General features: G+C 72.6%; 24 protein-coding genes. 11 read left to right on the top strand and 13 right to left on the bottom strand.

What is annotated here, in order from left to right:
* Positions 1-72 precede the first annotated feature (72 nt).
* Entirely contained in the window at positions 73-1554 is a 1482-nt protein-coding gene (locus AB0M03_RS14115; protein ID WP_363491663.1) for a carboxylesterase family protein, read from the bottom strand.
* Between the two features lie 207 nt (positions 1555-1761).
* Here AB0M03_RS14115 and AB0M03_RS14110 point away from each other — a divergent pair, with 207 nt between their 5' ends.
* Positions 1762-2691, top strand: coding sequence for an MBL fold metallo-hydrolase (locus tag AB0M03_RS14110; RefSeq protein ID WP_363491662.1), 930 nt, complete (start codon positions 1762-1764; stop codon positions 2689-2691).
* A gap of 135 nt (positions 2692-2826) precedes the next feature.
* On the opposite strand, the gene AB0M03_RS14105 is transcribed toward AB0M03_RS14110, so the two are convergent.
* The 4 genes from AB0M03_RS14105 to AB0M03_RS14090 form a co-directional block, all read right to left on the bottom strand.
* On the bottom strand, positions 2827-3945 hold the full coding sequence (locus tag AB0M03_RS14105) for a glycosyltransferase (protein ID WP_363491661.1): 1119 nt from the start codon (positions 3943-3945) through the stop codon (positions 2827-2829).
* 472 nt (positions 3946-4417) lie between these two features.
* Positions 4418-5326: an NADP-dependent oxidoreductase gene (locus AB0M03_RS14100; RefSeq protein WP_363491660.1), complete on the bottom strand. Its 909-nt coding sequence runs from the start codon at positions 5324-5326 to the stop codon at positions 4418-4420.
* Positions 5327-5574: 248 nt separating this feature from the next.
* Positions 5575-6042: a cupin domain-containing protein gene (locus AB0M03_RS14095; protein WP_363491659.1), complete on the bottom strand. Its 468-nt coding sequence runs from the start codon at positions 6040-6042 to the stop codon at positions 5575-5577.
* 91 nt (positions 6043-6133) lie between these two features.
* Positions 6134-7228 (bottom strand): alpha/beta hydrolase, encoded by a 1095-nt coding sequence (locus tag AB0M03_RS14090; protein ID WP_363491658.1) that lies wholly within the window; start codon positions 7226-7228, stop codon positions 6134-6136.
* A gap of 50 nt (positions 7229-7278) precedes the next feature.
* Between AB0M03_RS14090 and AB0M03_RS14085 the strand changes: the two genes are divergently transcribed.
* Positions 7279-7887 carry a MarR family winged helix-turn-helix transcriptional regulator gene (locus AB0M03_RS14085; RefSeq protein ID WP_363491657.1) on the top strand — a complete coding sequence of 203 codons (609 nt, stop codon included), beginning with the start codon at positions 7279-7281 and terminating at the stop codon, positions 7885-7887.
* A gap of 188 nt (positions 7888-8075) precedes the next feature.
* Here the strand turns inward: AB0M03_RS14085 and AB0M03_RS14080 are convergent, their stop codons facing one another.
* Positions 8076-9428: a GH1 family beta-glucosidase gene (locus AB0M03_RS14080; protein WP_363491656.1), complete on the bottom strand. Its 1353-nt coding sequence runs from the start codon at positions 9426-9428 to the stop codon at positions 8076-8078.
* A gap of 287 nt (positions 9429-9715) precedes the next feature.
* Between AB0M03_RS14080 and AB0M03_RS14075 the strand changes: the two genes are divergently transcribed.
* The 5 genes from AB0M03_RS14075 (at position 9716) to AB0M03_RS14055 (ending at position 13884) form a co-directional block, all read left to right on the top strand.
* On the top strand, positions 9716-10690 hold the full coding sequence (locus tag AB0M03_RS14075) for a site-specific integrase (protein WP_363491655.1): 975 nt from the start codon (positions 9716-9718) through the stop codon (positions 10688-10690).
* 146 nt (positions 10691-10836) lie between these two features.
* Positions 10837-11673: an NRDE family protein gene (locus AB0M03_RS14070; protein WP_363491654.1), complete on the top strand. Its 837-nt coding sequence runs from the start codon at positions 10837-10839 to the stop codon at positions 11671-11673.
* Positions 11674-11775: 102 nt separating this feature from the next.
* Positions 11776-12243 carry an NUDIX hydrolase gene (locus tag AB0M03_RS14065; protein WP_363491653.1) on the top strand — a complete coding sequence of 156 codons (468 nt, stop codon included), beginning with the start codon at positions 11776-11778 and terminating at the stop codon, positions 12241-12243.
* 417 nt (positions 12244-12660) lie between these two features.
* Entirely contained in the window at positions 12661-13077 is a 417-nt protein-coding gene (locus AB0M03_RS14060; RefSeq protein WP_363491652.1) for an acetyltransferase, read from the top strand.
* 147 nt (positions 13078-13224) lie between these two features.
* Positions 13225-13884, top strand: coding sequence for a TetR/AcrR family transcriptional regulator (locus AB0M03_RS14055; protein WP_363491651.1), 660 nt, complete (start codon positions 13225-13227; stop codon positions 13882-13884).
* Between the two features lie 75 nt (positions 13885-13959).
* Here the strand turns inward: AB0M03_RS14055 and AB0M03_RS14050 are convergent, their stop codons facing one another.
* Positions 13960-16347, bottom strand: a complete 2388-nt coding sequence (locus AB0M03_RS14050) for a discoidin domain-containing protein (RefSeq protein ID WP_363491650.1) — start codon at positions 16345-16347, stop codon at positions 13960-13962.
* Positions 16348-16670: 323 nt separating this feature from the next.
* Here AB0M03_RS14050 and AB0M03_RS14045 point away from each other — a divergent pair, with 323 nt between their 5' ends.
* Complete coding sequence (locus AB0M03_RS14045; protein WP_363491649.1) at positions 16671-16865, top strand: DUF1918 domain-containing protein; 195 nt, start codon at positions 16671-16673, stop codon at positions 16863-16865.
* Positions 16866-16869: 4 nt separating this feature from the next.
* Complete coding sequence (locus AB0M03_RS14040; RefSeq protein ID WP_363491648.1) at positions 16870-17739, top strand: DedA family protein; 870 nt, start codon at positions 16870-16872, stop codon at positions 17737-17739.
* Here AB0M03_RS14040 and AB0M03_RS14035 read toward each other — a convergent pair.
* The 4 genes from AB0M03_RS14035 to AB0M03_RS14020 are packed head-to-tail and all read right to left on the bottom strand — an operon-like array spanning position 17703 to position 20449.
* Positions 17703-18443, bottom strand: a complete 741-nt coding sequence (locus AB0M03_RS14035; protein ID WP_363491647.1) for a PIG-L deacetylase family protein — start codon at positions 18441-18443, stop codon at positions 17703-17705. The two genes, AB0M03_RS14040 and AB0M03_RS14035, sit on opposite strands and share 37 nt — an antisense overlap.
* Positions 18444-18445: 2 nt before the next feature.
* Positions 18446-19102 (bottom strand): NAD(P)-binding domain-containing protein, encoded by a 657-nt coding sequence (locus AB0M03_RS14030; RefSeq protein WP_363491646.1) that lies wholly within the window; start codon positions 19100-19102, stop codon positions 18446-18448.
* Between the two features lie 14 nt (positions 19103-19116).
* Positions 19117-19473, bottom strand: a complete 357-nt coding sequence (locus tag AB0M03_RS14025; RefSeq protein WP_363491645.1) for a VOC family protein — start codon at positions 19471-19473, stop codon at positions 19117-19119.
* A 34-nt stretch (positions 19474-19507) separates the two neighbouring features.
* On the bottom strand, positions 19508-20449 hold the full coding sequence (locus AB0M03_RS14020) for a LysR substrate-binding domain-containing protein (protein WP_363491644.1): 942 nt from the start codon (positions 20447-20449) through the stop codon (positions 19508-19510).
* 96 nt (positions 20450-20545) lie between these two features.
* Here AB0M03_RS14020 and AB0M03_RS14015 point away from each other — a divergent pair, with 96 nt between their 5' ends.
* The gene (locus tag AB0M03_RS14015; RefSeq protein WP_363491783.1) at positions 20546-22039 is read left to right on the top strand and encodes an amino acid decarboxylase; all 1494 of its coding nucleotides are present in this window, start codon (positions 20546-20548) and stop codon (positions 22037-22039) included.
* 60 nt (positions 22040-22099) lie between these two features.
* Here the strand turns inward: AB0M03_RS14015 and AB0M03_RS14010 are convergent, their stop codons facing one another.
* Both AB0M03_RS14010 and AB0M03_RS14005 read right to left on the bottom strand, forming a co-directional pair.
* Positions 22100-22558 carry a DUF1801 domain-containing protein gene (locus AB0M03_RS14010; protein ID WP_363491643.1) on the bottom strand — a complete coding sequence of 153 codons (459 nt, stop codon included), beginning with the start codon at positions 22556-22558 and terminating at the stop codon, positions 22100-22102.
* Positions 22559-22639: 81 nt separating this feature from the next.
* The gene (locus tag AB0M03_RS14005) at positions 22640-23095 is read right to left on the bottom strand and encodes a carboxymuconolactone decarboxylase family protein (RefSeq protein WP_363491642.1); all 456 of its coding nucleotides are present in this window, start codon (positions 23093-23095) and stop codon (positions 22640-22642) included.
* A gap of 181 nt (positions 23096-23276) precedes the next feature.
* Here AB0M03_RS14005 and AB0M03_RS14000 point away from each other — a divergent pair, with 181 nt between their 5' ends.
* Positions 23277-25661: a tetratricopeptide repeat protein gene (locus AB0M03_RS14000; protein WP_363491641.1), complete on the top strand. Its 2385-nt coding sequence runs from the start codon at positions 23277-23279 to the stop codon at positions 25659-25661.
* Positions 25662-25750: the final 89 nt, after the last annotated feature.

Raw genomic sequence — 25750 nt, 5'->3', positions numbered from 1 at the left:
GCAGGTGGCCCACGGCCTCGGACCCCATAGTCGCAGCCCCGGTGCGGTGCCTCTGCCGGGCAGAAGCGCGGGTTACCGGGCCGGAGCAGTGACACGTGTGATCTGCAGCGGGAACCCCGCGACGGTACCCGCGCTCGGTGCCGCTCCGGGATCACCTGTCGACGCGAAATCGACCCAGGCAGCATGGACGGCGGCCGCTTCCTGCGCCGGGGTCGGACCCGGCCCGAGCAGTGCCCGTGTGCCTCGCAGTGACGGCAGGTCGGGCCGGTTGAAGACGAAGGGCAGCTCGACGCAGTGGCAGGCGCCGAGGGCACCCTCGAAGGCACCGGAGCGCCATGTGAACTCGTACGTGTAGGTACGGGAAGCCGGATGCCGGGCGTGCGCCTCGGCCAGGCGCCGGCTGCCGGAGCCGAACAGATGGTCGCTCATGATGGCCGTGCGCAGCCGTGCGGGTGAGGCGTCGGGTTCTCGCACGCGGCGCTCGCGCAGCACGCCTTTCGGGTCACCGTCGATACGAGCGGCCAGTGCGAGCAGGTCGTGATCGGTGGTGGCGGCCAGGGCTCCGGTGGGCGCGAGATAGAGGGCGGCCTCGTCGGCGTTGGTGCCCACCAGCAGGTCGACCGTGGCGCCGGCCCCCGCCGCCACGGCTTCCGCAGGCTGGTGTTCCAGGGTCCCGGCGCTCAGGACGGGGGCGAAGGGTGTGAGCCCCAGGAGGGGGTCGGGGCGGGTGGCTGTGGCCAGGTCGAGGCCGGTGATTCGGCTTGCGGCGGCGACCAGCCCCGCGTCGGGAATGTCGGCGAAGTCGGCGGCGTCGGGCCGGATGCCGAGTTCCCGCGCGAGGGCATGAGTTACACGGTCCGCCTGTTCGGCTGTGAGGGCACCAAGGGCGTTGCCGCTCTGGCTGATCGACCGACGCAGCAGGTGACGGGCAGCCGGGTGGGCGAGGACCGCGCTGGTGATGGTGGCGCCGGCGGATTGTCCGAAGAGTGTGACGTTGCCGGGCTCTCCGCCGAACGCCGCGATGTTGTCCTGGACCCAGGTCAGCGCCGCCAGCACGTCGAGAAGGCCGCGGTTGTCCGGCCGACCGGGCAGATGGAGCCAACCGGGAACACCGAGCCGATAGTTGCACGTCACCAGGACGACACCGGAGCGGGCGAACGTGGTGCCGTCGTACAACGGTGCCCCGCCGGTACCGGCGACGAAGCCGCCGCCGTGGACGAAGAGCATCACCGGCAGTCCGTGCGCGCCCGGATCCGGTGTCCACACGTTCACCGTGAGGTATTCGGGCCCCGAATTCCGGCCGTCGCCGGTCAGCGCCGCCAGATCCAGACCGCTCACCCGGCCACCGGGCGGCGGACCTGGAGCGACGGGTCCAAAGGCCATCGCGTCGCGGACACCGGCCCACCGCCGGGGCCGCGTGGGACGGTCGAACCGCGCGGCGCCTTCGAGGGGCCCCGCATAGGGGATCCCTCGGAAGGCATGAACACCGAGGTGCCGCGTACCGCGGACGGTGCCGTGGGATGTGCCGACTTTCGTGGCCCGGTGGTCGTCCATGGTGTCTCTTCCTCCCGAGAAGGCGCCTGCTGGGTCCGGACGCGACTCTATGGAGCGGCCATCGGACATTCATCCAGGCACCTGGATCCCGAGACGTAGACGTATAGATGTGCGCTTTTGAAGCATGGATACGACTCCCTGGCCAAACTAACTTGAGCGCCGGACAGGAAATCCCCTGTCTTCGCCGCTTCTCTCTGAGGACCATCAATGGACCGGACCATCACCTTGGGCGATGTCAGCATCACCCGCGTCATCGAGTGGCAGGGCGAGGTCGCCCCCGCACTGGACATCGTCCCCGACAGCACCCCCGAGCTCTGGGACGAGAATCGCTCCTGGCTCGCACCGGACTTCTGGCAGCCCGATACCGGTCTGTACCGCGCGCACATGCAGACCTGGGTGATTCGCAGTCAGGGCAAGACCGTCCTGGTCGACACCGGGGTGGGCAACGACAAGGAACGCCCCTACTTCCCCGCCTTCAGCAGGCTGAACACCGGCTTCCTCGACAGCCTCGCCAAGGCCGGGGTCCGGCCGGAGGACGTCGACGTCGTCGTCAACACCCATGTGCACGCCGACCACGTGGGGTGGAACACCGTCCTGTCCGGCCGGGAGTGGGTACCGACCTTCCCCAACGCGACGTACCTGATCAGCAAGACCGACTTCGACTTCTGGAACCCGATCAACGGAACCGACCGCAAGGCCGTCGCGTTCGGCCTTCCCGCGCACCTGGGTAACCAGAACATGTTCGAGGACAGTGTCGCGCCGGTCCACAACGCCGGCCAGGCCGTCCTGTGGGAGGACAGTTACACCATCGACAGCAATCTGCGGCTGGATCTGCAGCCCGGCCACACTCCCGGCTCCGCGGTCCTCACCCTGCAGTCAGGGACGGACTCGGCCGTGTTCGTCGGCGACATGATGCACAGTCCGGTCCAGATTCTTGACACCGATCTGCACACCTGCTTCGACGAGGACCCGAAGGCTGCCGGCGCGACGCGGCATCGCGTCCTGGAGTGGGCCGCCGATCACAACGCCCTCGTCCTGCCCGCCCATTTCCCCGGCGCCGGGGCCGCCGAGGTCCAGCGCTCCGGCAGCCACTTCGCCGTCAAGGAGTGGGCGCCGTTCAACCGGACGACCGCCTGACAGGGAATCCGCCCCGGTGGAAGTACCCGGCGCACGGGACTGGCCGGCACCGTCCAACGGTGCCGGCCTTCACCGCCGCGAGCGTTCGCGCCATTGCCGGGCGCAGGTCACAGCGCTGCACGATGCGAGCAGGGCCTACGGCATGCGTACCAGTACCTGACGGAGCACCTCGGCGGCGGACTGCGTGTCCGTCATCTGCCGGGCCATGGCCGCTGCCGCCGTCCTGAAGGACGGGTCACCCAGCACACCGGCCACCGCATCACCGATCTCCTCGGGTCGGTGCACCACAACCGCAGCCCCCACATTGGCCACGCGCTCGGCGTTCAAGGGCTTGTCCAGACCCATGGGGAGCAGCACCATCGGTACGGCGGTGCGCAGTGCTGACAACACGGTGCCGGCGCCACCGGCGGAGACCACGACGTCCACCCCGTCCAGGAGCCGCCTCATCGGAACGAAGCCGACGGGACGCACCCGGGTGCGGTCCACCCGCAGGGTTTCGACGTCGGCAGCGGGATTGACTGCAACGACGACATTGACGTCGTGCGGCTCGAGGGAGGCCACGATGGTGGCGAGGACTTCGTCGTCGTCGACGATCGTCCCCAGGGTGACCAGGACGCGGGGGCGGTCCTCACGGCCGGGAAAGCGAGGCGTCGACCAGGAGGCGGCATCATCGCTGTCGTACGGTTCGGGACGAATGACGATGCGGTCGGGTGACGGCTTCCAGTCATCCCGCTGGAGGCTGTCCGGCCACGGGTCGATGGATGCGATACGCTCCGTCGCCCTGAGGCCACGTGCGGCGAATCGGCCCGCAGCGGCCTCATCCATGGCGCGGGCCAGCACGTGGTCGAGTGCGATCCCCACACCGTGGGACACCCACGGGACGCCGTTCGCGGCGGCGGCGAGGCGGCCCAGGTAGTCGGCCGTCTCTACGATGACGAGGTCGGGACCGAATGCCGCCGTCACGGCCAGCGCCTCGTCGGCTCCCAGGTCGACCCGGGCCCTGCCGAAGAACTCGGCAGGGGTCGCAGGAGTCATGTCGGTGGTGGCGTCCGCCCCCGTTCGGCGGACCACCTCGGCAAGGACGGCATCGACGGTCGGCCCTGCCGGAAGGACCGGCGCCGGGGCCACCGCCCGGGCCATCGACGGGTGCGTCAGGAATGCCGTGTCGTGACCGGCCCGTCGAGCAGCCCTCGCCAGGGGCAGCATGGGCAGCAGGTGCCCGAAGGCCGGGGTACCGGAAAACAGAATGCGCATGAGAACCTCACATAGTTCCGCGACTCACCCGGACGAGTGAGCCGGCAGATGCCCGGCGGGGCCGGCTGGGCACTTGAGATGTCCGATGCCCACGGCACGGGACTGGAACGGGCACGAACGTGACGCGCCCGGGGCGGCATCGGCCGCCCCGCCGGCTTGGACACCTGTCCGGTCTCTGCTCCGGGCGCGGTGCCGGGTAGGTCCGGACGCTCTGCGTCCGCGCTCGCGCGGGCGGTAGCTGGCGGCCTGCCGGCGCGCACCCGCAGGCGGCGGCGATCGTTGAGCGGTTGGTGCCGAGCGGGATGCCGGGCGGTGGCGGGTTCGTCCGACCGAGACCCCCGAGGACACCGACCGCTCATCAGGCGCCTCCGGCCGCCAACCGGTCGAGCACCTGCCCCCTCCAGGACTTGCCCCGCCATGGAGCGCGAGCGCGGCGGCCGCAGCGTGTAACCGGCATGGTGTGCCGCCCCGTTCAGGCGACGGTCAGAACGATCTTGCCGCGCACGTGGCCCGCGTCGCTGATCCGCTGCGCGGCGACGGCCTCGGCCAGCGGGTAGGTGGCGGCGACCGTAGTGACGAGGTCGCCCTCGGCGGCCTGCTCGGCCAGGGCCGCGAGGTGGGCGGAGGACCGTTCCTGGGGTCCGGCGGCGAAGGCGATCCCCAATTGCCCGGCCGAGAAGTCGGCGATCGTGACGATGCGGTCGGTGCCGCCGCGCAGTTCGATCGAGTCCTGGAGCGCGCCCCTGCCCGCGACGTCGAATACGGCGTCGATCCCTTCGGGAGCCAGGGCCCGGACCCTCTCGACCAGGCCGTCTCCGTAGACGGTGGGGACAGCGCCGAGCGAGGCCAGGTATGCCTGGTTACCGGGCCCGGCGGTGGCGATGACGCGGGCACCGCGGGCTGCGGCCAGCTGCACCGCAAGAGTGCCGACGGCGCCGGCCGCGCCGTGGATCAGCACGGTCTCCCCCGGCGCAACGTCGAGCATGCGCAGCACGCGCTCGGCGGCCTCGCCCGCCACGGGGAGGGTGGCCGCCTGTTCCCAGGTGAGCGTTGCGGGCTTGGGCGCGACCGTGGCGGCCAGGGCGTACTCGGCATACCCACCGGTGTCGGCCCACCCCAGCACGTGGTCGCCGACCGCCACGTGGTCCACTCCTTCGCCCAGGGCGTCCACCACGCCGGCGATCTCCAGTCCGGGGACGGCGGGCAGAGTGGTGGGGAAGACGGCTTCGAGGGCGCCGGAACGGATCTTTCCGTCGAGCGGGTTGACCCCGGCAGCCTTGACGCGGATGCGGACCTGCCCGGGGCCGGGCTCGGGAATGCTCGTCTCGCCCTGGTGCAGGACCTCGGGGCCACCGAAGCGGTCGAAAGCGATGGTCTCCATGGCGGTTTGTCTCCTTTTTACTGTTCGGAGGGGGCTATGGCAGGCGCCGGGCACAGACGGCGCGCCGGGCCCGGACCGGCCCTGGATCGTCGCGCGACCGGGCACGTCGGCCGACGGCGCCAGGGCCGGATCGGCGGTGTTCAGGTCGGCACCGGTGCGCAGCCCGGAGTTTGACGTGTTCGAAGGCTGCGGAGCGTGCCCGGCTCGGGATGTTGTGGACGGTGCGTCGGGGCCGCGGTGGGTGCCGGTCAGCGCGGCGGCCCGAGGATGACACCGCCGTACAGCTCCGACGCTTCGGCCAGGAGCGACGTGGGAATCCGGAAGCCTTCGGGCCGGGGGGAGCTGAGGTCGCGACCGGCGTGGCGGAACATGCCCTCGATGCCACCCGGGGTGGCGATCATGAGGAGGTCCGCGCGGTCGGAGGTGATGCGGTAGGAGTGGGGGACGTTGCGCGGCAGGTAGACGATGCCTCCTTCGCGCAGCTCGGTCTCCTCGTCGCCGGACCACACCAGGGCGGTGCCCTTGATGAGCATGAACACCTCGTCCTCGCGGGTATGCAGGTGGAACGGCGGCGCCTCGCCCCTGACCACGTCGAATCGGCCGACGGTCAGCCGCCCCTCCGTCGCGTCTTTGTCGAGCAGCACGGAGAAGATTCCTCCGTCGATCCACTCGAGTCTCTGCTGTTGGTCGCGCTGGGCCAGATAGGCCAGGCTCATGGGGTTGTTCCCTTTCCGTACGGGCGGTGAGGGCCGGACGATGAGGTCCGCAAGTTCCCGGCATCACCGTCCTCGGCCCACTTCCGCCGTGTCAGGCGACGAGAGTGCGCCGCACCCAGGCGGTCCGCACGCCCAGCGCGGCGACGGACACGGCCGCGGTGGGTGCGGCTCCGTCGAAGATGTGGAAGCCGCCCGCCCAGACGTGGAGTTCGGCCTGGACGCCGGAAGCCCACAGGCGGGAGGCGTAGGCAACGTCCTCGTCGCGGAACACCTCGGCGGAGCCGACGTCGATGAAGGCCGGGGGCAGCCCGGAGAGGTCGGTGGCGCGGGCGGGTGCGGCGTAGATGCTCACGGCGTCGGTCTTGCGCCGCTCGCCGAGCAGGGCGTTCCACCCGGTGTCGTTGCTCTCGCGGCTCCACGAGCCGGTGCCGGAGTACTGGCCGCTGGATACTGTCTCGTCCCGGTCGTCGAGCATCGGACTCATCAGCAACTGAGCCAGGGCGGTGGGCCCCTGGCGGTCCCGGGCCAGCAGGGCCACGCCGGCGGCCAGCCCGCCGCCGGCGGAGGTGCCGGCGAGCAGGATGCGGTCCGGGTCGATACCGAACTCGGCGGCATTGGCCGCAGTCCACACGAACCCGGCGTAGGCATCCTCCACCGGAGCCGGATCCGGATGCTCGGGAGCGAGCCGGTAGTCGAGGGAGACGACCACGGCGCAGTGCTCCTCGGCCCAATCGAGGATGTTGGCGATACCGGTGAACCGGTCACCGATGATCATGCCGCCGCCATGGAGGAAGTAGATGCCCGCCCCCGGGGCGGTCTTGCCGCGCGGGGTGAACACAGAGGCGGTCAGAGCGCCGTCGGGACCCGGGACGGTGACGACCTCGTGCTCCAGGTTGCGAGTGCTGAGCACGTCCTCGATCGGCGTGGTGAACGGAGCAGCGCGTAGCGGCTCGATCATCTCCGCCGTGATGGTGGTGGGCAGCGGGCTGTTGGCGAGCAGCACGTCGAGCTCCGGGTCGTACGGCGGACGGGCCGGCGCGCGGGAGATCGGTGACGCGGTCACGGTGCACTCCTTGGTGGTGTCGATCCAGCCGTTTATGTGGCTGACCACATAAACGTACCCCGAATTCATGTGGCCGGCAACATAAAAGTTGAAGCGGCGCCGCAGGCGCGCCTGGCCCGCCATACGGCTCCGTGCTACATTTACGTGGCTGGCCACTGAATCCGGGGAACGGCATGACGGAACGCCCGTGGAACGCCGCACGTCCGGGTGCCGCAGGCGCACGGCGCCCCTTGGCGCGCTTCTCGTCGATCAGGCACCGGTCCGCCCGGGCCGTGCCCCGATCTTCCCGAACCCTCCACGAAAGCCGGGTCGAACCCATGTCAACCTCGAAGCCTCCGCGCACCGCACACGGCGGACGCCTGAGTTACGCCGTGTTCGCCCTCGCGCGGGTTCACCGCTCCGTCGCGGCCGGAATGCTACGGAGCCTCGGCCTGCATCCGGGCCAGGAGCTGCTGCTCATGCAGCTGTTCGACAAGGACGGCCAGACCCAGTCCGAACTCCTGGACAGCGTCGGCCTGGACCACTCGACCGTCTCCAAATCCCTGCGCCGAATGCAGGAGGCCGGACTGATCACCCGCCGCCCCAACGAGCACGACCGGCGGGCGCAGGACGTCTGGCTCACCGACCGGGGCAGGGCGATGAGCGAACCCATCGAGGCCATGTGGGCCGCCCTGGAGGAGATCTCCACCCGGCACCTGGACGCAGAGGCCATCGAGTCCTTCATAGCCACCGCCGCCACGATCGAGAACTCGATCACCAACCGCGACCGAGCGACGAAGTAGGACGGCGGATCAGCCCGCCGGCCCCACGAACATCGCCCGGCAGGCGCGCCCCTTCCCCACGAGCGGCGGGGTGGAGCCCTGACGAGCGCGTGGCGGAGCCGTCGTTCGGTGCGGCCGGAATCCCGATCCACCGTCACCCCACGTCGGCCGACGGCGACCACGTCCTGTCCGGGAAGGTGCCCGACCTCCTACGAATGCCCTGCCCGATGGGCGGTGATCAGGTCGCGGTACCACGCGTAGGACGCCTTCGGGATGCGCCGCTGCGTCTCGAAGTCGACGTGCACCAGGCCGAAACGCTGGTGATACCCCTCGGCCCACTCGTAGTTGTCGAGGAGGGACCAGGTGTAGTAGCCGCGGACGTCGACGCCTTCGGCGACGGCGGCGGCGAGGGCGTCGAGGTGGCCGGCGAGATAGCTGATCCGGTCGGGGTCGTCGACGCTGCCGTCGGGGGCGGGCCGGTCGGCGACGGAGCAGCCGTTCTCGGTGATGGTGACGGGCGGGAGTGCGGCGCCGTAGCGGTCGCGGAGGCCGACGAGGAGTTCGCGCAGGCCGTCCGGGACGACCGGCCAGTCGAAGGCGGTGCGGGGGACGCCCTCGATCGGGGCTTCGGAGAAGGGGAGACCGGGGTCGGTGGGGGCGGCGATGCGGGTGGGGTTGTAGTAGTTGACGCCGAGGCCGTCGAGGCCGGGGGCTGCGATGAGCTTCAGGTCGCCGGGGCGCACGGTGCCGTCGAGGTCCTCGGTGAGGCCGAACGCCGACAGGTCGGGGTAGTGCCCGAGCAGCAGCGGGTCGGTGAACAGCCGGTTGTGCAGGGCGTCGTAGGCCGTGGCGGCCTCGATGTCGGCGGGGTCGTCGGTGGCCGGGCGCACGGGAGTGAGGTTGTTGGCGATCATCACGCCCAGGCCGTGCTCGCGCAGCACCGCAGCCGCCAGGCCATGGCCCAGCAGCTGGTGGTGGGCGGCGGGCAGCGCGTCGAGCATCAGCGCACGGCCGGGGGCGTGGATGCCGAGGGCGTAGCCGTAGACCATGTGCACGAAGGGCTCGTTGAGGGTGATCCAGGTGGGCACGCGGTCGCCCAGGCGGTCCACCACCGCCGAGGCGTACTCGGCGAAGCGGTGTGCGGTGTCGCGGTTCAGCCAGCCTCCTGCGTCTTCCAGGGCCTGCGGGAGGTCCCAGTGGAAGAGGGTGGGGAGCGGCGCGATGCCGGCCTCCAGCAGGGCGTCGACCAGGCGCTCGTAGAAGTCCAGCCCTGCCGGGTTGACCGGCCCGGCGCCGGTGGGCCGGATGCGCGGCCAGGCGATCGAGAAGCGGTAGCCGTCCAGGCCGAGGCCCCGCATCAGGGCGATGTCCTCGGGATGGCGGTGGTAGTGGTCGCAGGCCACCGCCCCGGTGTGGCCGTCCCGGACGGCGCCCGGCCGGGCGGCGAACACGTCCCAGACGGACGGGCCGCGCCCGTCCTCGTCCACCGCCCCTTCGATCTGGTACGCCGCGGTGGAGGCCCCCCAGCGGAAGTCGGACGGGAGGTCGAGTCGGTTCGGCACAGCCTGACTCCCTGCATCACGGTGGCGACGGACGGGGCAAGAGAACACGACACAAGAACATGAGTCGACCTCATGTTAATCCGGTGCCGATGAGGCACACCAGAGGCATGCGACAGGTGTCGCGACGCGGGAATCCCGGACAGACGCCGAAGGACGGCCACCACGCCGGAACGGATCGTTCGAAGCGGACGGCCGACCCCGCCGACCCGACCCCCGATGATCTTGCTTCAGGCCAGTTATTGGCCGATCATCACAAAAGCCCCGCCCTCAGCACTAAGGTGGCCCGCATGGCAGACGTCCCGGTGGAAGCAGCGCCCTCGCTCGGGGCGCTGGACGCCGTGGTGGAGCGCGCCTGCGAACCGCCCACGGGCAAGTCCCGGGCGAAGCAACTGCGGTGGGTCGCCGGTGAACTCCGCACCGCGCTGGAACGGGGCGAGCTCCCACCGGCGGCGGCCGGCTCCCTCACGGAACTGCTGGCGCCGGACACCCTCGCCGCCTACCTGACGGCAGCCGAACTCGGCCTCCTGCGGCGCAAGCCGACCGCCCGGCCGGACCGGCCCTCCCCCGCGTCCATGAGCGTGCGGGAGGTCTGCCTGCAGATCATCGGTGCCGGGGCGGGGATCGCCGTCGTGCTTCCGGAACGCGACGTGCAGGTGGTGCTCCGGCCGGTGGTGGCCGCCCGCCCCCGCGGCATCCTCCTGGGCCACCTGGAGCGGGCGGTCCGGCCGGGCCGGTCCGAGGCCCGGAGCCGGATTCTCGCGATCATCGGTACGGTGATGGACACCGGCTGCCGCGCCGGCGAGCTGTGCCACCTGCGCGTGGGCGACGTCGACGCCCGCCGGGGCAGAATCCGCGTCACCCGGCTTCCCCAGCACCGCGATCCACAGGCCGTACCGGCCACCGAGACCGTCGCGCTGTCCGGTCCGACACAGGCCGCGATGCGGCACTGGCTGACCGTCCGCAGCCGCCTGGTCGTGCGGGACGCCGCGAAGCCCGCAAGCCGGAAGAACGAGACCACCGACGCCCTGTGGGTGAGCGTCGCCCCCAGCGGGCACAGCCGGCCCGGGCTGCCGCTGCACTTCCGGGGCCTGGCCCGGGCCTACGTCCGCGAGATCCGGAGCCTGAACATCGACATGGCCGGCGAACCCGGCTGGGAGCCGATGCCGGAACGCATGGAACAGCTCCGCCGCGCGATCGAACTCGAACCCGCCGACCTCGGCGGCGTGACCGTCCTCCGCCGCACCGGCGCGTCGCATCGGTGACCACCGCCCGCCGCCCGGACGTGCCGCTCCGCGCCGGCGAGGGCTCGGCCGCCCGGACTGCACGTCAGATCCCGACAGCAGGACGGGACGGCCCGGTCCCGTGCGAGGATCGCAGGCAGGAGACCGCCGAGGAGAGGGGATGCGCCGTGTGCACCGTGTTCGTCAGCTTCGATCCCGGCTCGCCGGTGCCGGTCGTCGTCCTCGCCGCACGGGACGAGTACGCCGACCGGGCCTGGCTGCCGCCCGCCCGGCACTGGCCGGACCGGCCGCGGCTGCTGGGCGGCCTCGACCTGCTGGCGGGCGGCACCTGGCTGGCGGTCGATCCCGGCGGCGCCGGCCGCACCCCCCGCCTGTCCTGCATCCTGAACGGTTTCGGGCTCCCCGCCGACCCGGCGCACCGGCTCTCGCGCGGTGAACTGCCGCTGCTGGCCGCGGAGGGCGACGACCTCGCCGACCGCGACTGGGCGCGCTACGACCCGTTCCACCTGATCACCGCCGGGCCGGACGCGGTGTCCATGCTGGGGTGGAGCGGCACCGAGCTGACCCGCCGGGCGCTGGAGCCGGGGCTGCACGCCGTCATCAACGACGGGATGGAGGGCCTCGCCGCGCACCGCACGTCCTCGCAGCGCGCCTCGCGGATGATGGCCGCCCGGCTCGCGCACTTCCGGCCCCGGCTGGCGGCCGTCCGCCGGCCGGAGCCGCCGACCGCCCCCGTCGACGGCGCCGACGCCCCGACCGCCGAGGCGTGGGGCGACTGGCCGGCGATCGCGGACGGCGACGGGCTGGACCGCACCGATCCGGCCGCCCTCGTCCAGCACCGCGACTTCGGCACCGGGCGGATCTGGGCGACCACCTCGCTCGCACTGGTCGGACTCGGCCGCAACGGGATCCGCTACGACTTCAACCCGGCACCCGGCAATACCGCCTGGTACCCGGTCGACACCCGGCCGCCCATGGGCCGACCGACGCCGGGCGCGGCGTAGCCGCTCCGTCCGGTACGGGCGCCGCACCTGGACGGGACGGCCCGTCCTGCCCGGGCAGGACGGGTGAAGAATGTCCGAAGGCACACCGGACGGGGGGACAGGATGGCCGACAGCGGCGAGGGGTTCGTCCGGGACCGGCGCGGTTGTCGGCACTGGGGCCGGTACGGCGCCGCGGGCCTCCTCCTCTGCGACGGGCCCCGGTTGCTGCTGCAGCGCCGCTCCTGGCGGGTCCACCACGGCCGCACCTGGAGCATTCCCGGCGGCGCGCTGCGAGCGGGTGAGAGCCCCTGGGACGGCGCCCGCCGCGAATGCGCCGAGGAACTCGGCGGCGTCCCGGCCCTGCAGCACCTGCACACCTTCGTGGACGACCACGGCGGCTGGGCGTACCGCACCGTCGTCGCGGCCGTCGCCGAGCCGTTCCGCCCGCGCCGCGGCGACGGCGAGGGCAGCGCCCACCGGTGGTTCCTCCCCGCCGGCATCGACGCGCTCCGCCTCCACCCCGGATTCGCCGCCACCTGGCCGCGGCTGCGCGCCGAACTGACCGAGGCCGGACTCCCCCATAACGACTGAGGCCTCCGCGGCCGGGGCGCCCGGACATCCGATTCACGCCAATGTCCGCGCGGAACCGGCAGCCCGGAACGGCTGCCGGAACCCCGGCACCACACGCACGGCATTCCGTCAATACCGGAATTGCGGCGCGATACTCCGCCGCTACATCGGAATCAACGGGGACAAGGGGGCACGGCAGCCCGGCCGACCATGTCCCGAAGCCGCATTGATCGCGGAACTCCCGCCCGCGCCGCGCCATTTCCGACGATTGACCGAAAGGGCGCGCCGACCGCCCTCATCAGGGGCTTCGCTTGGCACGACCGCTGCCGGGCTGCCTAGCATCCGGGCTGTGGATCCGCAGGAAACGGGCAGGAGTTACCGCTGCCGGATTCCGCGGGTGAACAGGCTGGAATTCCGGTCCTCGAAAGGAACCTTCCCTTGCTCAAGAAACTGACCGCAGTCCTCGGTGCCGTGGCGATGGCCGGTGCCGTCTCCGTGATGTCCGCGCCGCAGGCCTCCGCCCTCGCCGCGTCGCCGACCGCGCTCTGCGGCTCCGGCTACAGCGTCGTCGACTCGGAGAAGCTGATCAACCGGGAGGTGTGGACCTACCTGCTCTACAACAGCTCCAACGGCTACAACTGCGTCGTCACCGTTCGCGGCGAGAGCGGCCCCGCGGTGAAGATGTCGGCCCGCCTCCAGGTCCAGGGCAGCGCCGAGAAGTACGACACCGGCTCCTACACCAAGTACGCCGGCCCGGTGTACGCGTACGCCGCGGGCAAGTGCGTGCGGTGGGGCGGCTGGTTCAGCGAGTCCGACCAGAGCTCGTACTTCAGCGACTGGGAGCACTGCGGCTGACCTCCGCCGCAACCGCGGGTGCGGGCCCGGGCGTGCACGCACTCCCCGGGCCCGGGCCCGCACCCGGTGTGACTGCCCGTCCGCCCCGTACCCCTGTCCCTTATTGGCGATTCGCGCCTGTACCGCCGGATGCGGCACAGTGATCCCATGAAGGCGCAGACGGGGACGGACCAGCGGCCACCGACCACGGCCGTCCGGCGGCGGCCCGTCCAGCAACGCAGCCTGGAGCGGTACGAGCGGCTGCTGGACGCCTGCGCAGGCCTGCTCGACGAGGTCGGCCCGACCGCGCTCACCACCAAGGAGGTCGCCCACCGGGCGCACGTGCCGATCGGGACGCTCTACCAGTTCTTCTCCGGCAAGGAGAGCCTGCTGGGCGCGCTGGCCGAACGGAACCTGGAGAGCTTCCTCGCCCGGCTCTCCGCCCGGATCGAGGGGGCCGCACCGGTGGGTGTCGCGGCCTTCGTCGACCTGGCGGTGGACGAGTTCGTGGCCATGAAGCGCACCGTGGCCGGCTTCGGGCACCTGGACTTCGGGCTGGTCGGCGCGGTGCCGGGCGACCTGCGGGACGACGAGCACCTGCTCGACCGCGACCTGGACAACAACGCGGCGGTGGCGGAACGGATCGGCGCCCTGGGCGGCGACCTCTTCGCCTACCCGGGCTTCGCCCTGTCACTGCGGGTGGCACTGGAGTGCGCGGACGCCGTCCTGAAGGTGGCCTTCCGGGTGGACCCGGAGGGGGATCCGGCGCTCATCGGCGAGTGCAAGCGGATGCTGCGCGGCTACCTCGCCGAACGCCCCGCAGTCTGAACGGCCGCTCCTGGAGCGGAAAGGGCGGATGCCCACCTCCGGCGAGGCGGGCATCCGCTGCCAGGTCTCCGGGTGTCAGGAAGCGAAGGCCTGGAGTTCGGACAGCTGGCCTGCGGGCCAGCCGGTGTTCCCGGTCACCGTGATCCGCAGGTGGCGGACGGAGTTGGCCGGGAGGTCGATCGTCACCGTGTTACCGGTGGCCGGGTCGAAGGTGCGGCCCGCCGAGGCGGCCAGGGTGGTGAAGGACGAGCCGTCGGTGGAGCCGGAGACCGCGAGGGTCTGCGTCCGGGTGTTCCACGCCGAGGCCGGCGGCAGCTTCAGGGTGACCTTGGACAGGCCCACCGCACAGCCGAGGTCCACCTGCACCCACTGCGGGAAGGCGTTGTTGGCGCTCTCCCAGTAACTGTCGGCGTCACCGTCCACCGCGTTGCCCGCACCGTAGCTCTGGTTCGAGCTGGAGGCGGTGGCGGCCTTGCCCTGGGCGATGTTGCCGGTGCCGGTCGGGCAGGTCGGCGTCGGAGAGGTGGACGGACCGGGCGACGGGGACGAGGACTGCGAAGGGCTCGGCGAGGGGCTGGAGGTGCCCGGGTTCGAGGGCACGCCGTTGTACGTCCACACCGGGGTGGGCCAGGTGCCGCTGCAGGTGGAGCCGGTGAGGCCGGAGTTGCCGCCGCCGTCGGTGATCACGAAGCCGCTGCCCACGCAGTTGTGGATCGGGGTGGCGGACTGCGCGATGTTGGTGGCCTTCACATTGGTGAACTTCATGGTGGCAGCGGCCTGCGCCTGGACGGCGTAGGTGCCCGCACCGTTGATGTTCACGTTGGTGAAGTTGATGCCGTTCGCCGGGCCCTCGATCGTCTGGACGGCCTCGTACGAGCTGTCCAGGATGTCGGTGTCGGTGATGTTGATGGTGGCGCCGTTGATCGGCTCGTTGAGGCCGCTGAACCAGACCGCGCCGACGCCGAAGTTCCAGTTGTAGTCGCTGTTGCCGGTGCGGATCAGGGTGTTGCGGGCGGCGGTGACGGTGCCCGCCACGGCGGTGCCGCTGCCGGAGTTGACTCCCGGGTAGCGGTTGGCGATGTGCAGGCCGCCGCCGTTGGAGACGGTGTCCGACATGACGTTGTCGGAGATGGTGAAGTCGCGGCCGCCGTAGGTGACGATGTTGTTCGCCAGGATCGGCAGCACCACGGTGTTGTGGGTGAAGCTGTCGTTGGTGTTGGGCTTGTCCTGCGGCCAGGACGCGAGGCCGTCGTCACCGGTGTTGCGGACGAAGGTGTTGGTGACCGTCGAGTTGGTGACCCCGGTGTGGAAGTTCACGCCGTCCGCGGTCTGGTCGAGGATGCGGCTGTTCTTGATGGTGAGGCGGTCCATCGGGCCGTCCATCCAGGCGCCGACCTTGGTGTGCTGCAGCCACAGGTTGTCGACGGTGGAGTTGGACATGGCGCCGCCGATGGCGTTGACCTGGTCCTCGTCGACCCGCTCGCGGATGTCGCCGATGACGGCGAAGTCCTTGAGGTTGACGTTGGTGCTGCCGCCCTGGTTCACCCACTTGCCGTAGATGCCCGCCGCATTGGCGCGGTTGATCGGGTCGCGGCCGCCGAGCACCGAGTACCAGGGGCCGGCACCGACCAGGGTGACCCGGTCGACGACCACGTGGCTGTACAGGGTGAAGTTGCCCTGCGGGATGTAGACCGTCCTGCCCTGTGCGGCGCCCGCGTTGACCGCCGCCTGGAACTCGGCGGTGGAGTCGGTGGCGCCGGTCGGGTCGGCGCCGAAGTCGGCGACCACGTCCAGCGCGCCGGCCGGCTTGCCGATCGGCGCGGCGACCTCCTCGAAGTCCGCCAGGTCGACGGTGAAGGTCGGCGACTGGGCGGTCGACGCGACCTGCAGGCGGATCTTGGTGCCGACCGGGTAGGTCTGGCCGAGCAGCGTACGGGTCTCGTCGTAGAAGTGGTGCGGGTTGGTGTCGCCCGGGTTGTTGTTGAACGGGTAACCACCGTAGTACCAGCTGTACTTCGAGGTGACCGGGACGCTCTTCAGCTTGGCGCCGTCGACCAGCAGGTCGATCGAGGCGTCGCGGCCCTTGCCGTCCGGCGAGTCCGGGAGGCTGTAGCGGAAGTCGATCGAGTTGGCCGGCTCGGTCAGGGTGAACTCGACATACTGGCCGACCCCGTTGAGGGTGACGGCCTGGCGGCCGGACGCCTCGGAGGGCAGGTTGCCGTACTTGCGGTCCGGGCCGATCACGGTGCCGTTGGTGGCGGCGTACTCCGCCTCCTGCTCGACGAACGGCACGGTGGCACCGCGGCCCGGGACGTTCGTCGGGGAGAGGGCGGGCACGGCGGCGGCGTGCGCGGCACCGGCGTTCGCCAGAACGGCGGTCAGCAGGCCGACGGTGCCGAGGGCGGTCGCGGTCAGGGCCGCGACGGTACGGCGTCCGCGCGGAGTGGGTGGTGGTTGCTGCATCTGCGGCTGCACATCCTTGCCGGTCGTGGGGGTGCTCCGGGTGGGGGCAAGTTCCCGGCTGCCGCGCCGCGTTGACGTCGTGTCGGCGCAGCCCGCGGCTTCCCGCCGGGCGTGGTGAGACTACGAGGCAGCAGCGCAGGAAGTCCATACCTGTGCGCAAAAAGCCGATCGAAGCCTGCAATTTCGATGCGACATGGCGGCAAGGAAGTGATCAGCGGTGAGACCTGGAAGGTTGGGCCCGATCTGCCCCCATTGCGTGCGTCCGGAGCGCGCCGCAGAGTGGAAGCACAGTTCAGTGCCGAGAGTCACCGAGGAGCATGATCATGCAAGCCACCGTAGGCGACCGGCTCCACATCCACAGCAAGTCCGTCGGCATGGTGGACCGCAAGGGCGAGATCATCGAAGTCCGCGGCGTCGACGGCGAGCCCCCGTACCTGGTCCACTTCGAGGACGGCCACGACGGGTTGGTCTACCCCGGCCCCGACTGCGTCATCGAGCACCAGCAGGAACGCCGCTAAGGGATTGCCCCCGCCCCCGCTGCCGGGCCCGCTGGCCTACCTGGCCCCACTGCTGGACGACTACGGGTATCTGGCAGTGGGCCTGCTGGTGCTGCTCGACAACTGCGGCATCCCCGTCCCCGGCCAGACCGTCCTGGTGCTCGCCGCCGTCTACGCGGGCACCGGGCGGATGTCCATCGCCGCGGTGGTCGCGATCGCGATCGCGGCGGCCGTCGTCGGCGACTGCCTCGGCTACCTGATCGGCCGCACCGGCGGACACGCCTTCGTCCACCGGTGGGGCCGCTACGTCGCGCTCACCCCGGCCCGGATGGCACGCGCCGAGGGCTTCTTCGAGCGCAACGGCGGCAAGGTGGTGACCGTCGCCCGGTTCGTCGACGGCCTGCGCCAGACCAACGGCATCATCGCCGGCACCACCGGGATGGCCTGGCGGCGCTTCCTGCCCGCCAACATCGCCGGCGCCGTGCTCTGGGTGGGCGTCTGGGCCACCCTCGGCTACGTCCTGGGCACCGACATCGGCACCGTCTACGAACGCGCCCTGCGCTACCAGGTGTACCTGCTGGCCGCACTGGGCGCGGTCGCCGGCCTCATGGTGCTGCGGGCGCTGCGGCGGCGGCGCCGCGAGCAGGCGGCCGGGCCCGCGGACGGCCGACACATCAACGGCCCGGGTACCGACGGTCCCGACACGAGCGCTCGGGACACGGCGGGCCCGGGCGCGGACGGACACCGCGCCGACGGTCCTGCGGCCGGCTCCCCCGCGGACGGCGACCCGCCCCCGCACGGACCCGGCAGGGGCCGGTCGTGCGGGGGCGGGTCGGACAGCAGCGGATCGGGCGGCGGTCAGCCCAGCGGGATGACCTCGAAGGGCGACGCGTAGCGCGTCCCGAGCCGCTCGCCGGCCATCGCGCCGAAGGTCTCCAGCGTGCCGCGGGCGTCCGCCATGTCGCCGCCGAGCCCCTCCAGGTAGGCCCGGTGGGCCTTCAGCGACGCCACACCGGCCTCGAAGAAGTCGGTGGTGTCCACCGCGTGCCGCGCGTCCGGCGAGGCGGCCGCCCACAGCTGCCGGACGCCGTTCCACGGTTCGAGGCCCTCGTCGACCAGCTCCCGGAAGACCCAGCGGTTGCCCGCGTCCCGGACGGCGTCCAGGGTGGCCCGGCCGACCGCGATGTGGTCCGCCTGGTTGGGCCACGTCCCGCCGTAGGTCTCACGGAAGTTGGTGGTGATCACGATCTCCGGCCGGTGCCGCCGGACCGCCCGGGCGATGTCCCGGCGCAGCGGCAGGCCGTACTCGACGACGCCGTCCGGGTGGCCGAGGAAGTCGACCACCTCGACGCCGACCAGCTTCGCCGAGGCGATCTGCTCGGCCTCGCGGACGCCGCGGCAGGTCTCCGGGTCCATGGAGTCGATGCCGGCCTCGCCGCTGGTGGCCATCGCGTAGACGACGCGCTTGCCCTGGGACGTCCAGCGGGCGACGGCCGCCGCGGCGCCGTACTCCATGTCGTCCGGGTGGGCGACGACGGCGAGCGCGGTGTGCCAGTCCTCGACGACCGGCTCGAACGGGGGTGGTGCCTGGTCCGCCATGATCAGTCGGCGCTCCTGATCGAGTAGTTGAAGTCGGTGTGGCCGTAGTGCCGCATCAGCCTCAGCCAGAACGGCATGAGCATCTCGACGCCGCGGGCCGCGGTGATGTCGCCGAGGTCGACGACGTCCTCGCCGGGCCAGCCGAACTGCTCCAGCACGCCGCGCACCAGGGTCTTCGCCTCGGCGTCGTCGCCCGCCACGAACAGCTGGTGCGGGCCGGGCACCCGGCCCGGGTCGACCATCAGCGGGGCGGAGAGGGTGTTGAGCGCCTTCACCACCCGGGTCTCGGGGAACTCCCGCTGGAGCTGTTCGCCGACGCTGTCGGTGTTCACCGGGGCGAGGGTGACCTCGCCGGTGGGCGAGAAGACCAGCGGGTTGGAGACGTCGATCAGCACCTTGCCCGCGAGGCGCTCGGCGCCGGCCAGGCGCAGCGCGTCCAGCGACACCGTGCCGGCGGTGGCGTTGACGACCACCTCGCCGAACTCCGCGGCGTCGGCGAAGGTGCCGGCGTGGCCGTGCGGGCCGGACTGGTCCGCCCAGGCGAGCGCCGCCGTGTTGTCCTTGGTGCGCGAGCCGAGGGTGACCTCGTGGCCCAGCGCGACGAGTTTGGTGGCCAGGGTGCGGCCCACCGTGCCCGTGCCGATGATCCCGAATCGCATCGCTCGTTCTCCCGTCAGGGGTCGCTTCGTTGGCCGAGTACGCAGAACTCGTTGCCCTCCGGGTCTGCGAGGACGACCCAGGGTGCCCCGCCCTGTCCGACGTCGGCGCGGCGGGCGCCGAGGGCGAGCAGTCGCTCGACCTCGGCGGCCTGGTCGTCCGGCCGGAAGTCCAGGTGGAGGCGGTTCTTCAGCTGCTTGCGTTCGGGCACCGGGAGGAAGACCAGGCCGGGCAGGGGGTCCGCGGACGGGCGGAGCTCGAACTCGTCGGCGTCGTCGCTGACCACCACCCGGCCGAAGGCCGAGGCCCACCAGCGGCCCAGCGCCACCGGATCGGCGGAGTCGACGACGACCTGCTCCCACTCCAGTGCCATGGTCGCACCATAGTCCACCCGAGCTGACGGGGCATCATCCCCCGCCGCCCGCGGCCCGATCGGCCTCGGACCAGCGGTGACGCAGTCGTTCCGCCTCGTCACGCAGGGCTTCCAGCAGGGCGCGGGCATTGGCGGAATCGCTGGTGCGCAGGGCGGCGACCCCGATCCGCCGGGCGAGCTGCGGGCCGTCGACGGGGCGCACCGCGAGGTCGTCCCGGTGCGGGCCGAGGCCGAGCCGGGGCAGCAGGGCGACGCCGATCCCGGCGGCCACGAAGCCCTGGAGGACGCCGTAGTCGTCGGTGCGCAGCACCGGGACGGGCTCGAAGCCGTCCTCGGCGCAGGCCCGGACCAGCACCCGGTCCACCGGGTCCGACTCGCTGACGCCGAGGATCCAGCCCTCGTCGCGGAGCGCGGCCAGCGGCACCCGGGCGCGGGCGGCCTGCGGGTGGTCGGCGGGCAGCACGAGCTGCAGCGGGTCCTCCAGCAGCGGGTGGACGACGAACTCGTCGCCGAGGTCGAGGCCGCCGTCCGGCCGCGAGTAGACCAGCGCGAGCTGCAGTTGGTGGCTGCGCAGGCCCGCGAGCAGGGCCGGCAGCTCGCCCTCGGTGAGGGCCAGGTGCACGCCGCTGCGGTGCAGGGTGCGGACGGCCGGCGGCAGCAGCAGGGCGCCCGCGGTCGGGAAGGTGCCCACGCGGAGCGTCGACGTGCCGTGCTCCACCAGGTCGGCGATCTCCCGCTCGGCGACCCTGATCCGGCCCAGCACCGCCTCGGCGTGCGGCAGCAGGGCGAGGCCGGCCTCGGTGAGGACGGCTCCGCGGGCGCCTCGGTGCACCAGCGGGGTGCGGAAGTGCGCCTCCAGCGTGGCCAGGTGGTGGCTGACCGTGGGCTGGCTGTGCCGCAGGGCGCGGCCGGCGGCGGCGAGCGAGCCCTCGCGGGCGATCGCGCGGAGCACCTGGAGGTGCCGGAGTTCGAGCACGGCGGGGCCTCGGCTATCGACGTCTTCTGGAGATGTCCAGAAAACTACCGGGTTCCTCGATGGCCGGCGCGGTGCGACGGTCGAGGGGTGAGCACCATGACCCTTCCCGTCTCCGCCGCCTCCGCGGCCTCCGCCGACCCGGCGCAGCTGCACGCCCCGTACGCCGAGGCCGTGCGGCGCAGCACCGCCGGCGACTGGCTGCGGCTGAACGTCCCCGGCCACGCCGCCGATCCCGCCCGCTTCTCCGGGCTGGCCGGCCACCTCGGCGAACAGGTGCTGCGCCTGGACGTGCCGCCGCTGCTGGAGGGCATCGACCTGGGCCCGGACAACCCGATGGAGCAGGCGCTGCGGCTGGCCGCCGCCGCGTGGGGTGCCCGGCGGACGTGGTTCCTGACCAACGGCGCCTCGCAGGGCAACCGGATCGCCGCGCTGGTCGCGCAGGCCCTCGGCCGGACGCTGGTCGTCCAGCGCAGCGTGCACTCCAGCGTCGTGGACGGCCTGGTGCTGTCCGGCCTCGGCGCGGCCTTCGTGCAGCCGTCGGTCGACCGGCGGACCGGCATCGCGCACGGCGTGTCGGCCGGGGACCTCGCGGTCGCGCTCGCCCGGCACCCGCAGGCCGCGGCCGCCTACGTGGTCACCCCGAGCTACTTCGGTGCGGTCGCCGACGTCGCCGCCCTCGCCCGGGTCGCGCACACGGCCGGGGTGCCGCTGATCGTGGACGAGGCCTGGGGCTCGCACTTCGGCTTCCACCCCGACCTGCCCGCGAACGCCCTCGCCCGGGGCGCCGACCTGGTGGTGTCCAGCACCCACAAGCTCGGCGGGGCGCTCACCCAGGCGGCCATGCTGCACCTCGGCGAAGGCCCGTTCGCGGACCGGCTGGAGCCGCTGGTGGAGCGGGTGTTCCACCTGACCCAGTCGACCAGCGCGAGCGCGCTGCTGCTCGCCTCGCTGGACGAGGCCCGGCGGGCGCTGGTCCGCGGACGCGACGGCATCTCGGCCTCGCTGGCGGCCGCCGAGGACATGCGGGCGGCGGTCCGCGCCGGCGGGCGGTTCGAGGTGGTCAGCGACGGCTTCGGACGCTTCCGGGACATCGTGGCCGCCGACCCGCTGCGGGTGTCCGTGGACGTCCGGGCGGGCGGCATCACCGGGCACGAGGCACGGCGCCGGCTGATGCAGGAGCACGGCGTGCTGGTGGAGGTCGCCACCGACGCCGCCGTGGTCGCCGTGGTCGGGGCCGGCGCGGGGCCGGACGCCGAGCGGTTCGCCGCGGCGCTGCACGCGCTGCCGGCGGAGGCCGGGGCCTCGGGGCGTCCGCTGGACCTCGTGCTGCCGGAGCCGGGGCCGGTGCGGATGACCGCCCGCGAGGCCTTCCTCGCCCCCGGCCGGTCGGTGCCCGCCGCCGAGGCGGTCGGTCGGGTTTCCGCCGACACCCTCTCCGCCTACCCGCCGGGGATTCCGAACGTGCTGCCCGGCGAGGAGATCACCGCCGACCTGGTCGACTTCCTGCAGAGCGTGGCGGCGGCCCCCACCGGCCACGTCCGCGGCGCCGCCGACCCGGCCGTGGCCACCCTCCGCGTCGTCGAACCCTGACGGGGTGCGCCGGACGCACCGGGCGGGGCACCACCGGGGGCACCCCCGGCGCGTACGGCTTCAGGAGACCGCGCGCTTGACGAGGTCGGCGAGCCTGGCCTCGTCGGCGGGGGTGAGGTCGGCCAGGGCGTAGGCGGCCGGCCACATGGTGCCGTCGTCGAGGTTGGCCAGGTCGCTGAAGCCGAAGGTCGCGTACCGGGTCTTGAACTTCTGGGCGCTCTGGAAGAAGCAGACCACCTTGCCGTCCTTGGCGTACGCGGGCATCCCGTACCAGAGCTTCGGCGCGAGCTCCGGTGCGTTGGCCTTGACGACGGCGTGGATGCGTTCGGCCATGGTGCGGTCCGACTCCTGCATCTCGGCGATCTTCTCGAGCACGGCGGCCTCCGCCTCCGCCGCCTTGTCGGCACGCGAGCCGCGGCGGGCGGCCGCCTTCAGCTCCTTGGCGTGCTCCTTCATGGCCTGCCGCTCCTCGGCGGTGAAGCCGTCGAAGGTGCCCTCGGTCTTCTCGGTGTCGTTCATGGCTGGTGTCCTTCCGGGTCGGGGTGCAGGTCGTGGGCGGGCAGGATTCTCATGCTAGGGACGTGCTGCGGTGCGGGCCCGTCAGCCCCAGGCGCCGGCGATCTGGCGCGTCGTGGCGTTGAGCCGGTTGAACAGGTTGGTGACGCCGGTCATCAGGACGATCGCGGCGAGCTGCTTCTCGTCGTAGTGGGTGGCGGCCGCGTCCCAGACCTCGTCGCCCACCGCGTCGGGACGGTCGGCCAGCCGCGTCGCCGCCTCGGCCAGGGCGAGGGCCGCCCGCTCCGCGTCGGTGAAGTACGGGGCCTCCCGCCAGGCGGCGACCGCGGCCAGGCGCTCGTCGCTCACCCCGGCCCTGCGGGCCGACTTGGCGCCGCCGTCGACGCAGGCGCTGCAGCCGTTGATCTGGCTGATCCTCAAGTGCACCAGCTCGAGCGTCTGTCCGTCCACGCCGCCCGAGTGCACGGCCTTGAACAGCTCCTGGATGGACTGCATCGCGCCCGGCAGCACGGCGGCGGGGTTCTGCATGCGGGACTGCATCTCGGTCTGCTCCTCTTCGCTTCGGTGCCCCGTCCTTGCGGGGTGTGAGTACATTCCAGCCGGGCCGGGCCGCCCCGGCGAGGGCCGTGGGACACCGTGGGACACCCGGAACGGCCTTGATCAGCGGCGACCCGGCCGGGGAGACTTCTGCCGGGACGGGACAGTGCGAGACGGGGGGCCGATGGACATGCAGGATCGGGCTGCGCAGGCAGGACCACTGGAGGAGCTGGCCGAACGGCTGCGGCTGCTCCAGGAGTTGTCCGGGCTCGGGGTGCGGGCCCTGGCGCGGGACACCGGCCTGAGCTCGTCGTCCCTGTCGCGGTACCTCAACGGCCGGACGGTGCCGCCGTGGCCCGCGGTGGTCGCCCTCTGCCGGATCGTCAAGCGCGACCCGCGCCCGCTGCGCCCGCTGTGGGAGCGGTCCTCGAACCCCCTGCCGGCGCCGCCGAAGAGCAGCCGCCAGGTGCAGCCGCGGCCCCGCAACGATCTGCCGCGCGACCTGCCAGACTTCACCGGGCGCGAGGCCGAACTGGCCGCCGTGTTCGACGCGGTGGAGAGCCACGGGGTGGTCGCCGTCGACGGCATGGCCGGCGTCGGCAAGAGCTCCCTCGCGGTGCACGCCGCGCACCGGCTCGCCGACCGGTTCCCGGACGCCCAGCTGTACGTGAACCTGCACGGGTTCACCGAGGGCCGGGAGCCGCTCGACCCCGGCTCCGCCCTGCGGATGCTGCTGGGCGCGCTGGACGTCCCGTCCGAGCGGGTCCCGCAGGAGGGTGTCGAGCAGCTGGCGGCGTGCTGGCGGTCGGAGCTGGCCGGCCGGCGGGCCGTCGTCGTCCTCGACAACGCCGCCGACGCGGAGCAGGTCCGCCCGCTGCTGCCGGGCGCCGGGCCGTCCGTCGCCCTGGTCACGAGCCGCAACCGGCTGGTGGGCCTCGACGAGGTGCCGCCGGTGTCACTGGACGTCCTGAGCCCGCAGGAGAGCGCGGAGCTGCTGGCCCGGGCCAGCGGCGACCCCGGCGGCCCCGACAGCCGGCTGGGCCGCGACCCGGAGTCCGCCGCCGAGGTGCTGCGGCTGTGCGGCCGCCTGCCGCTGGCCCTGCGGCTGGCCGCGGCCCGGCTGCGGCACCGGCCGGGCTGGACGGTGGGCATCCTGGTCGAGCGGATGTCGCAGGGCGTGGACGAGTTCGACGCCGCATGCGCCATGTCCGTACGGCAGCTGGACCGGGCCCAGGCCAGGCTGTTCCGGCTGCTGGGCCTGCTGCCCGGGGCGTCCTTCGACGAGTACGTGGCGGCCGCCGCCGCGGACGTGCCGCTGAACAGCGCCCGGGCGGTGCTGGAGGACCTGCTCGACGCCCACCTCGTGGAGCAGCCCACGGCCGGCCGCTACCGCCTGCACGACCTGGTCCGCGGGTACGCGCGCCGGGCCTGCGGGCAGCAGGACCGGCCGGCCGAGCTGGAGCGGGCGCTGGGCCGGGTGCTCGACTTCTACGTGCACGCGGCGGCCGCCGCCGACTCCGCGATGCCGTTCCTGTCCTCCGGCCGGTCGCCCTCCGCGGGCCGGCCCCCGGCCGCACTGCCGCGGTTCGCGGACAAGCACGCGGCCCTCGGGTGGCTCGCCTCGGAGTACGAGAACATGATCGCCGCCTTCGAGACGGCGGCCGCCGTCGGGGCCGACGTGCACGTCTGCGAGCTGCCGCGGTTCCTGCGGGCGTACTTCGCGCGGCGCTGCGGCACCACGCACCTCAACGTCCTCTTCGAACGGTCGCTGGCCGCCGCCGAACGGCTCGGCGATCCGCGGCAACTGGGCGAGGCCCACAGCGACTTGGGCTTCGCCCGCTACAACGCGGGCCGGATGGCGGAGGCCGGCGCGGCGTACGAGGCCGCACTGCCGCAGCTGTCCCGGGGCGGGGACGTCCGCTCCGAGGCCGAACTGGCCGTGCGGCGCGGGTATCTGCGATGGGACGAGGGGCACGTCGAGGAACCGCTCGAACTCTTCCGGATGGCAGGGAAGTTGTACGAGCAGGACGGCTGCCCTGCGGGTGCCGCCCATGCGGCCGCGGCGGAGGCGTGGGCGCTGCTGCAGCTGGGGCACCGCGAGGAGGCGGCGCAGCGGGCCCGGGAGGTGCTGGACATCCCCCACACCGACCCCGCATGGCCGCCCACCCTGACGGCCCGGATCATCCTCGGGGTGGCCGTCGCCCGGGAGGCGCCCGACGAGGCGGTGGAGCACCTGCACCGGGCGCTGGAGCTGTCCCGCGAGGACCGGCACCTGCACAACGAGGCGTGGTGCCTCAACTGCCTCGGCGTCGCGCTGCGGCAGATGGGCCGCTACGAGGAGGCTCTGGCCCGCCACCGGGAGGCGTTCGCCCTGCTGGACGAACTCTTCGAGGAGCACTGGAAGATCCGCTTCCTGAACGCCTACGCCGAGACCTGCCGGCTCGCCGGCCTGCCCGAGGAGGCCCTGCGACTCCACCGGCAGGCCCTCGAGTTGGCCCCCCGGCTGGGCTACCGCCACGAGGAGGAACTCGCCCGCCGGGGCATCGCCGCCATCCTCCGGGACGGGTAGGCACCGCCCGAGGGGTGGGGGGGGGGGGGGGCGCCCCCCCCCCCCCCCCGGGGCCCCCCCCCCCCCCCCCGGGGCGGGCCGGGGCCGGA

It is taken from the genome of Kitasatospora sp. NPDC051914, from assembly GCF_040680995.1.
In the GTDB taxonomy this organism is placed as follows: Bacteria; Actinomycetota; Actinomycetes; order Streptomycetales; family Streptomycetaceae; genus Kitasatospora.
The sequence above is the reverse complement of the archived record's forward strand: the minus strand, read 5'-3'. Positions and strand labels throughout refer to the sequence as shown.

Bases quoted from the DNA above. Each gene is read 5' to 3' on its own strand.
- AB0M03_RS14115 (WP_363491663.1), bottom strand. From the start codon at position 1,554: ATGGACGACCACCGGGCCACGAAAGTCGGCACATCCCACGGCACCGTC.
- AB0M03_RS14110 (WP_363491662.1), top strand. From the start codon at position 1,762: ATGGACCGGACCATCACCTTGGGCGATGTCAGCATCACCCGCGTCATC.
- AB0M03_RS14105 (WP_363491661.1), bottom strand. From the start codon at position 3,945: ATGCGCATTCTGTTTTCCGGTACCCCGGCCTTCGGGCACCTGCTGCCC.
- AB0M03_RS14100 (WP_363491660.1), bottom strand. From the start codon at position 5,326: ATGGAGACCATCGCTTTCGACCGCTTCGGTGGCCCCGAGGTCCTGCAC.
- AB0M03_RS14095 (WP_363491659.1), bottom strand. From the start codon at position 6,042: ATGAGCCTGGCCTATCTGGCCCAGCGCGACCAACAGCAGAGACTCGAG.
- AB0M03_RS14090 (WP_363491658.1), bottom strand. From the start codon at position 7,228: ATGGCGGGCCAGGCGCGCCTGCGGCGCCGCTTCAACTTTTATGTTGCC.
- AB0M03_RS14085 (WP_363491657.1), top strand. From the start codon at position 7,279: ATGACGGAACGCCCGTGGAACGCCGCACGTCCGGGTGCCGCAGGCGCA.
- AB0M03_RS14075 (WP_363491655.1), top strand. From the start codon at position 9,716: ATGGCAGACGTCCCGGTGGAAGCAGCGCCCTCGCTCGGGGCGCTGGAC.
- AB0M03_RS14065 (WP_363491653.1), top strand. From the start codon at position 11,776: ATGGCCGACAGCGGCGAGGGGTTCGTCCGGGACCGGCGCGGTTGTCGG.
- AB0M03_RS14055 (WP_363491651.1), top strand. From the start codon at position 13,225: ATGAAGGCGCAGACGGGGACGGACCAGCGGCCACCGACCACGGCCGTC.
- AB0M03_RS14050 (WP_363491650.1), bottom strand. From the start codon at position 16,347: ATGCAGCAACCACCACCCACTCCGCGCGGACGCCGTACCGTCGCGGCC.
- AB0M03_RS14045 (WP_363491649.1), top strand. From the start codon at position 16,671: ATGCAAGCCACCGTAGGCGACCGGCTCCACATCCACAGCAAGTCCGTC.
- AB0M03_RS14035 (WP_363491647.1), bottom strand. From the start codon at position 18,443: ATGGCGGACCAGGCACCACCCCCGTTCGAGCCGGTCGTCGAGGACTGG.
- AB0M03_RS14030 (WP_363491646.1), bottom strand. From the start codon at position 19,102: ATGCGATTCGGGATCATCGGCACGGGCACGGTGGGCCGCACCCTGGCC.
- AB0M03_RS14025 (WP_363491645.1), bottom strand. From the start codon at position 19,473: ATGGCACTGGAGTGGGAGCAGGTCGTCGTCGACTCCGCCGATCCGGTG.
- AB0M03_RS14015 (WP_363491783.1), top strand. From the start codon at position 20,546: ATGACCCTTCCCGTCTCCGCCGCCTCCGCGGCCTCCGCCGACCCGGCG.
- AB0M03_RS14010 (WP_363491643.1), bottom strand. From the start codon at position 22,558: ATGAACGACACCGAGAAGACCGAGGGCACCTTCGACGGCTTCACCGCC.
- AB0M03_RS14005 (WP_363491642.1), bottom strand. From the start codon at position 23,095: ATGCAGTCCCGCATGCAGAACCCCGCCGCCGTGCTGCCGGGCGCGATG.
- AB0M03_RS14000 (WP_363491641.1), top strand. From the start codon at position 23,277: ATGGACATGCAGGATCGGGCTGCGCAGGCAGGACCACTGGAGGAGCTG.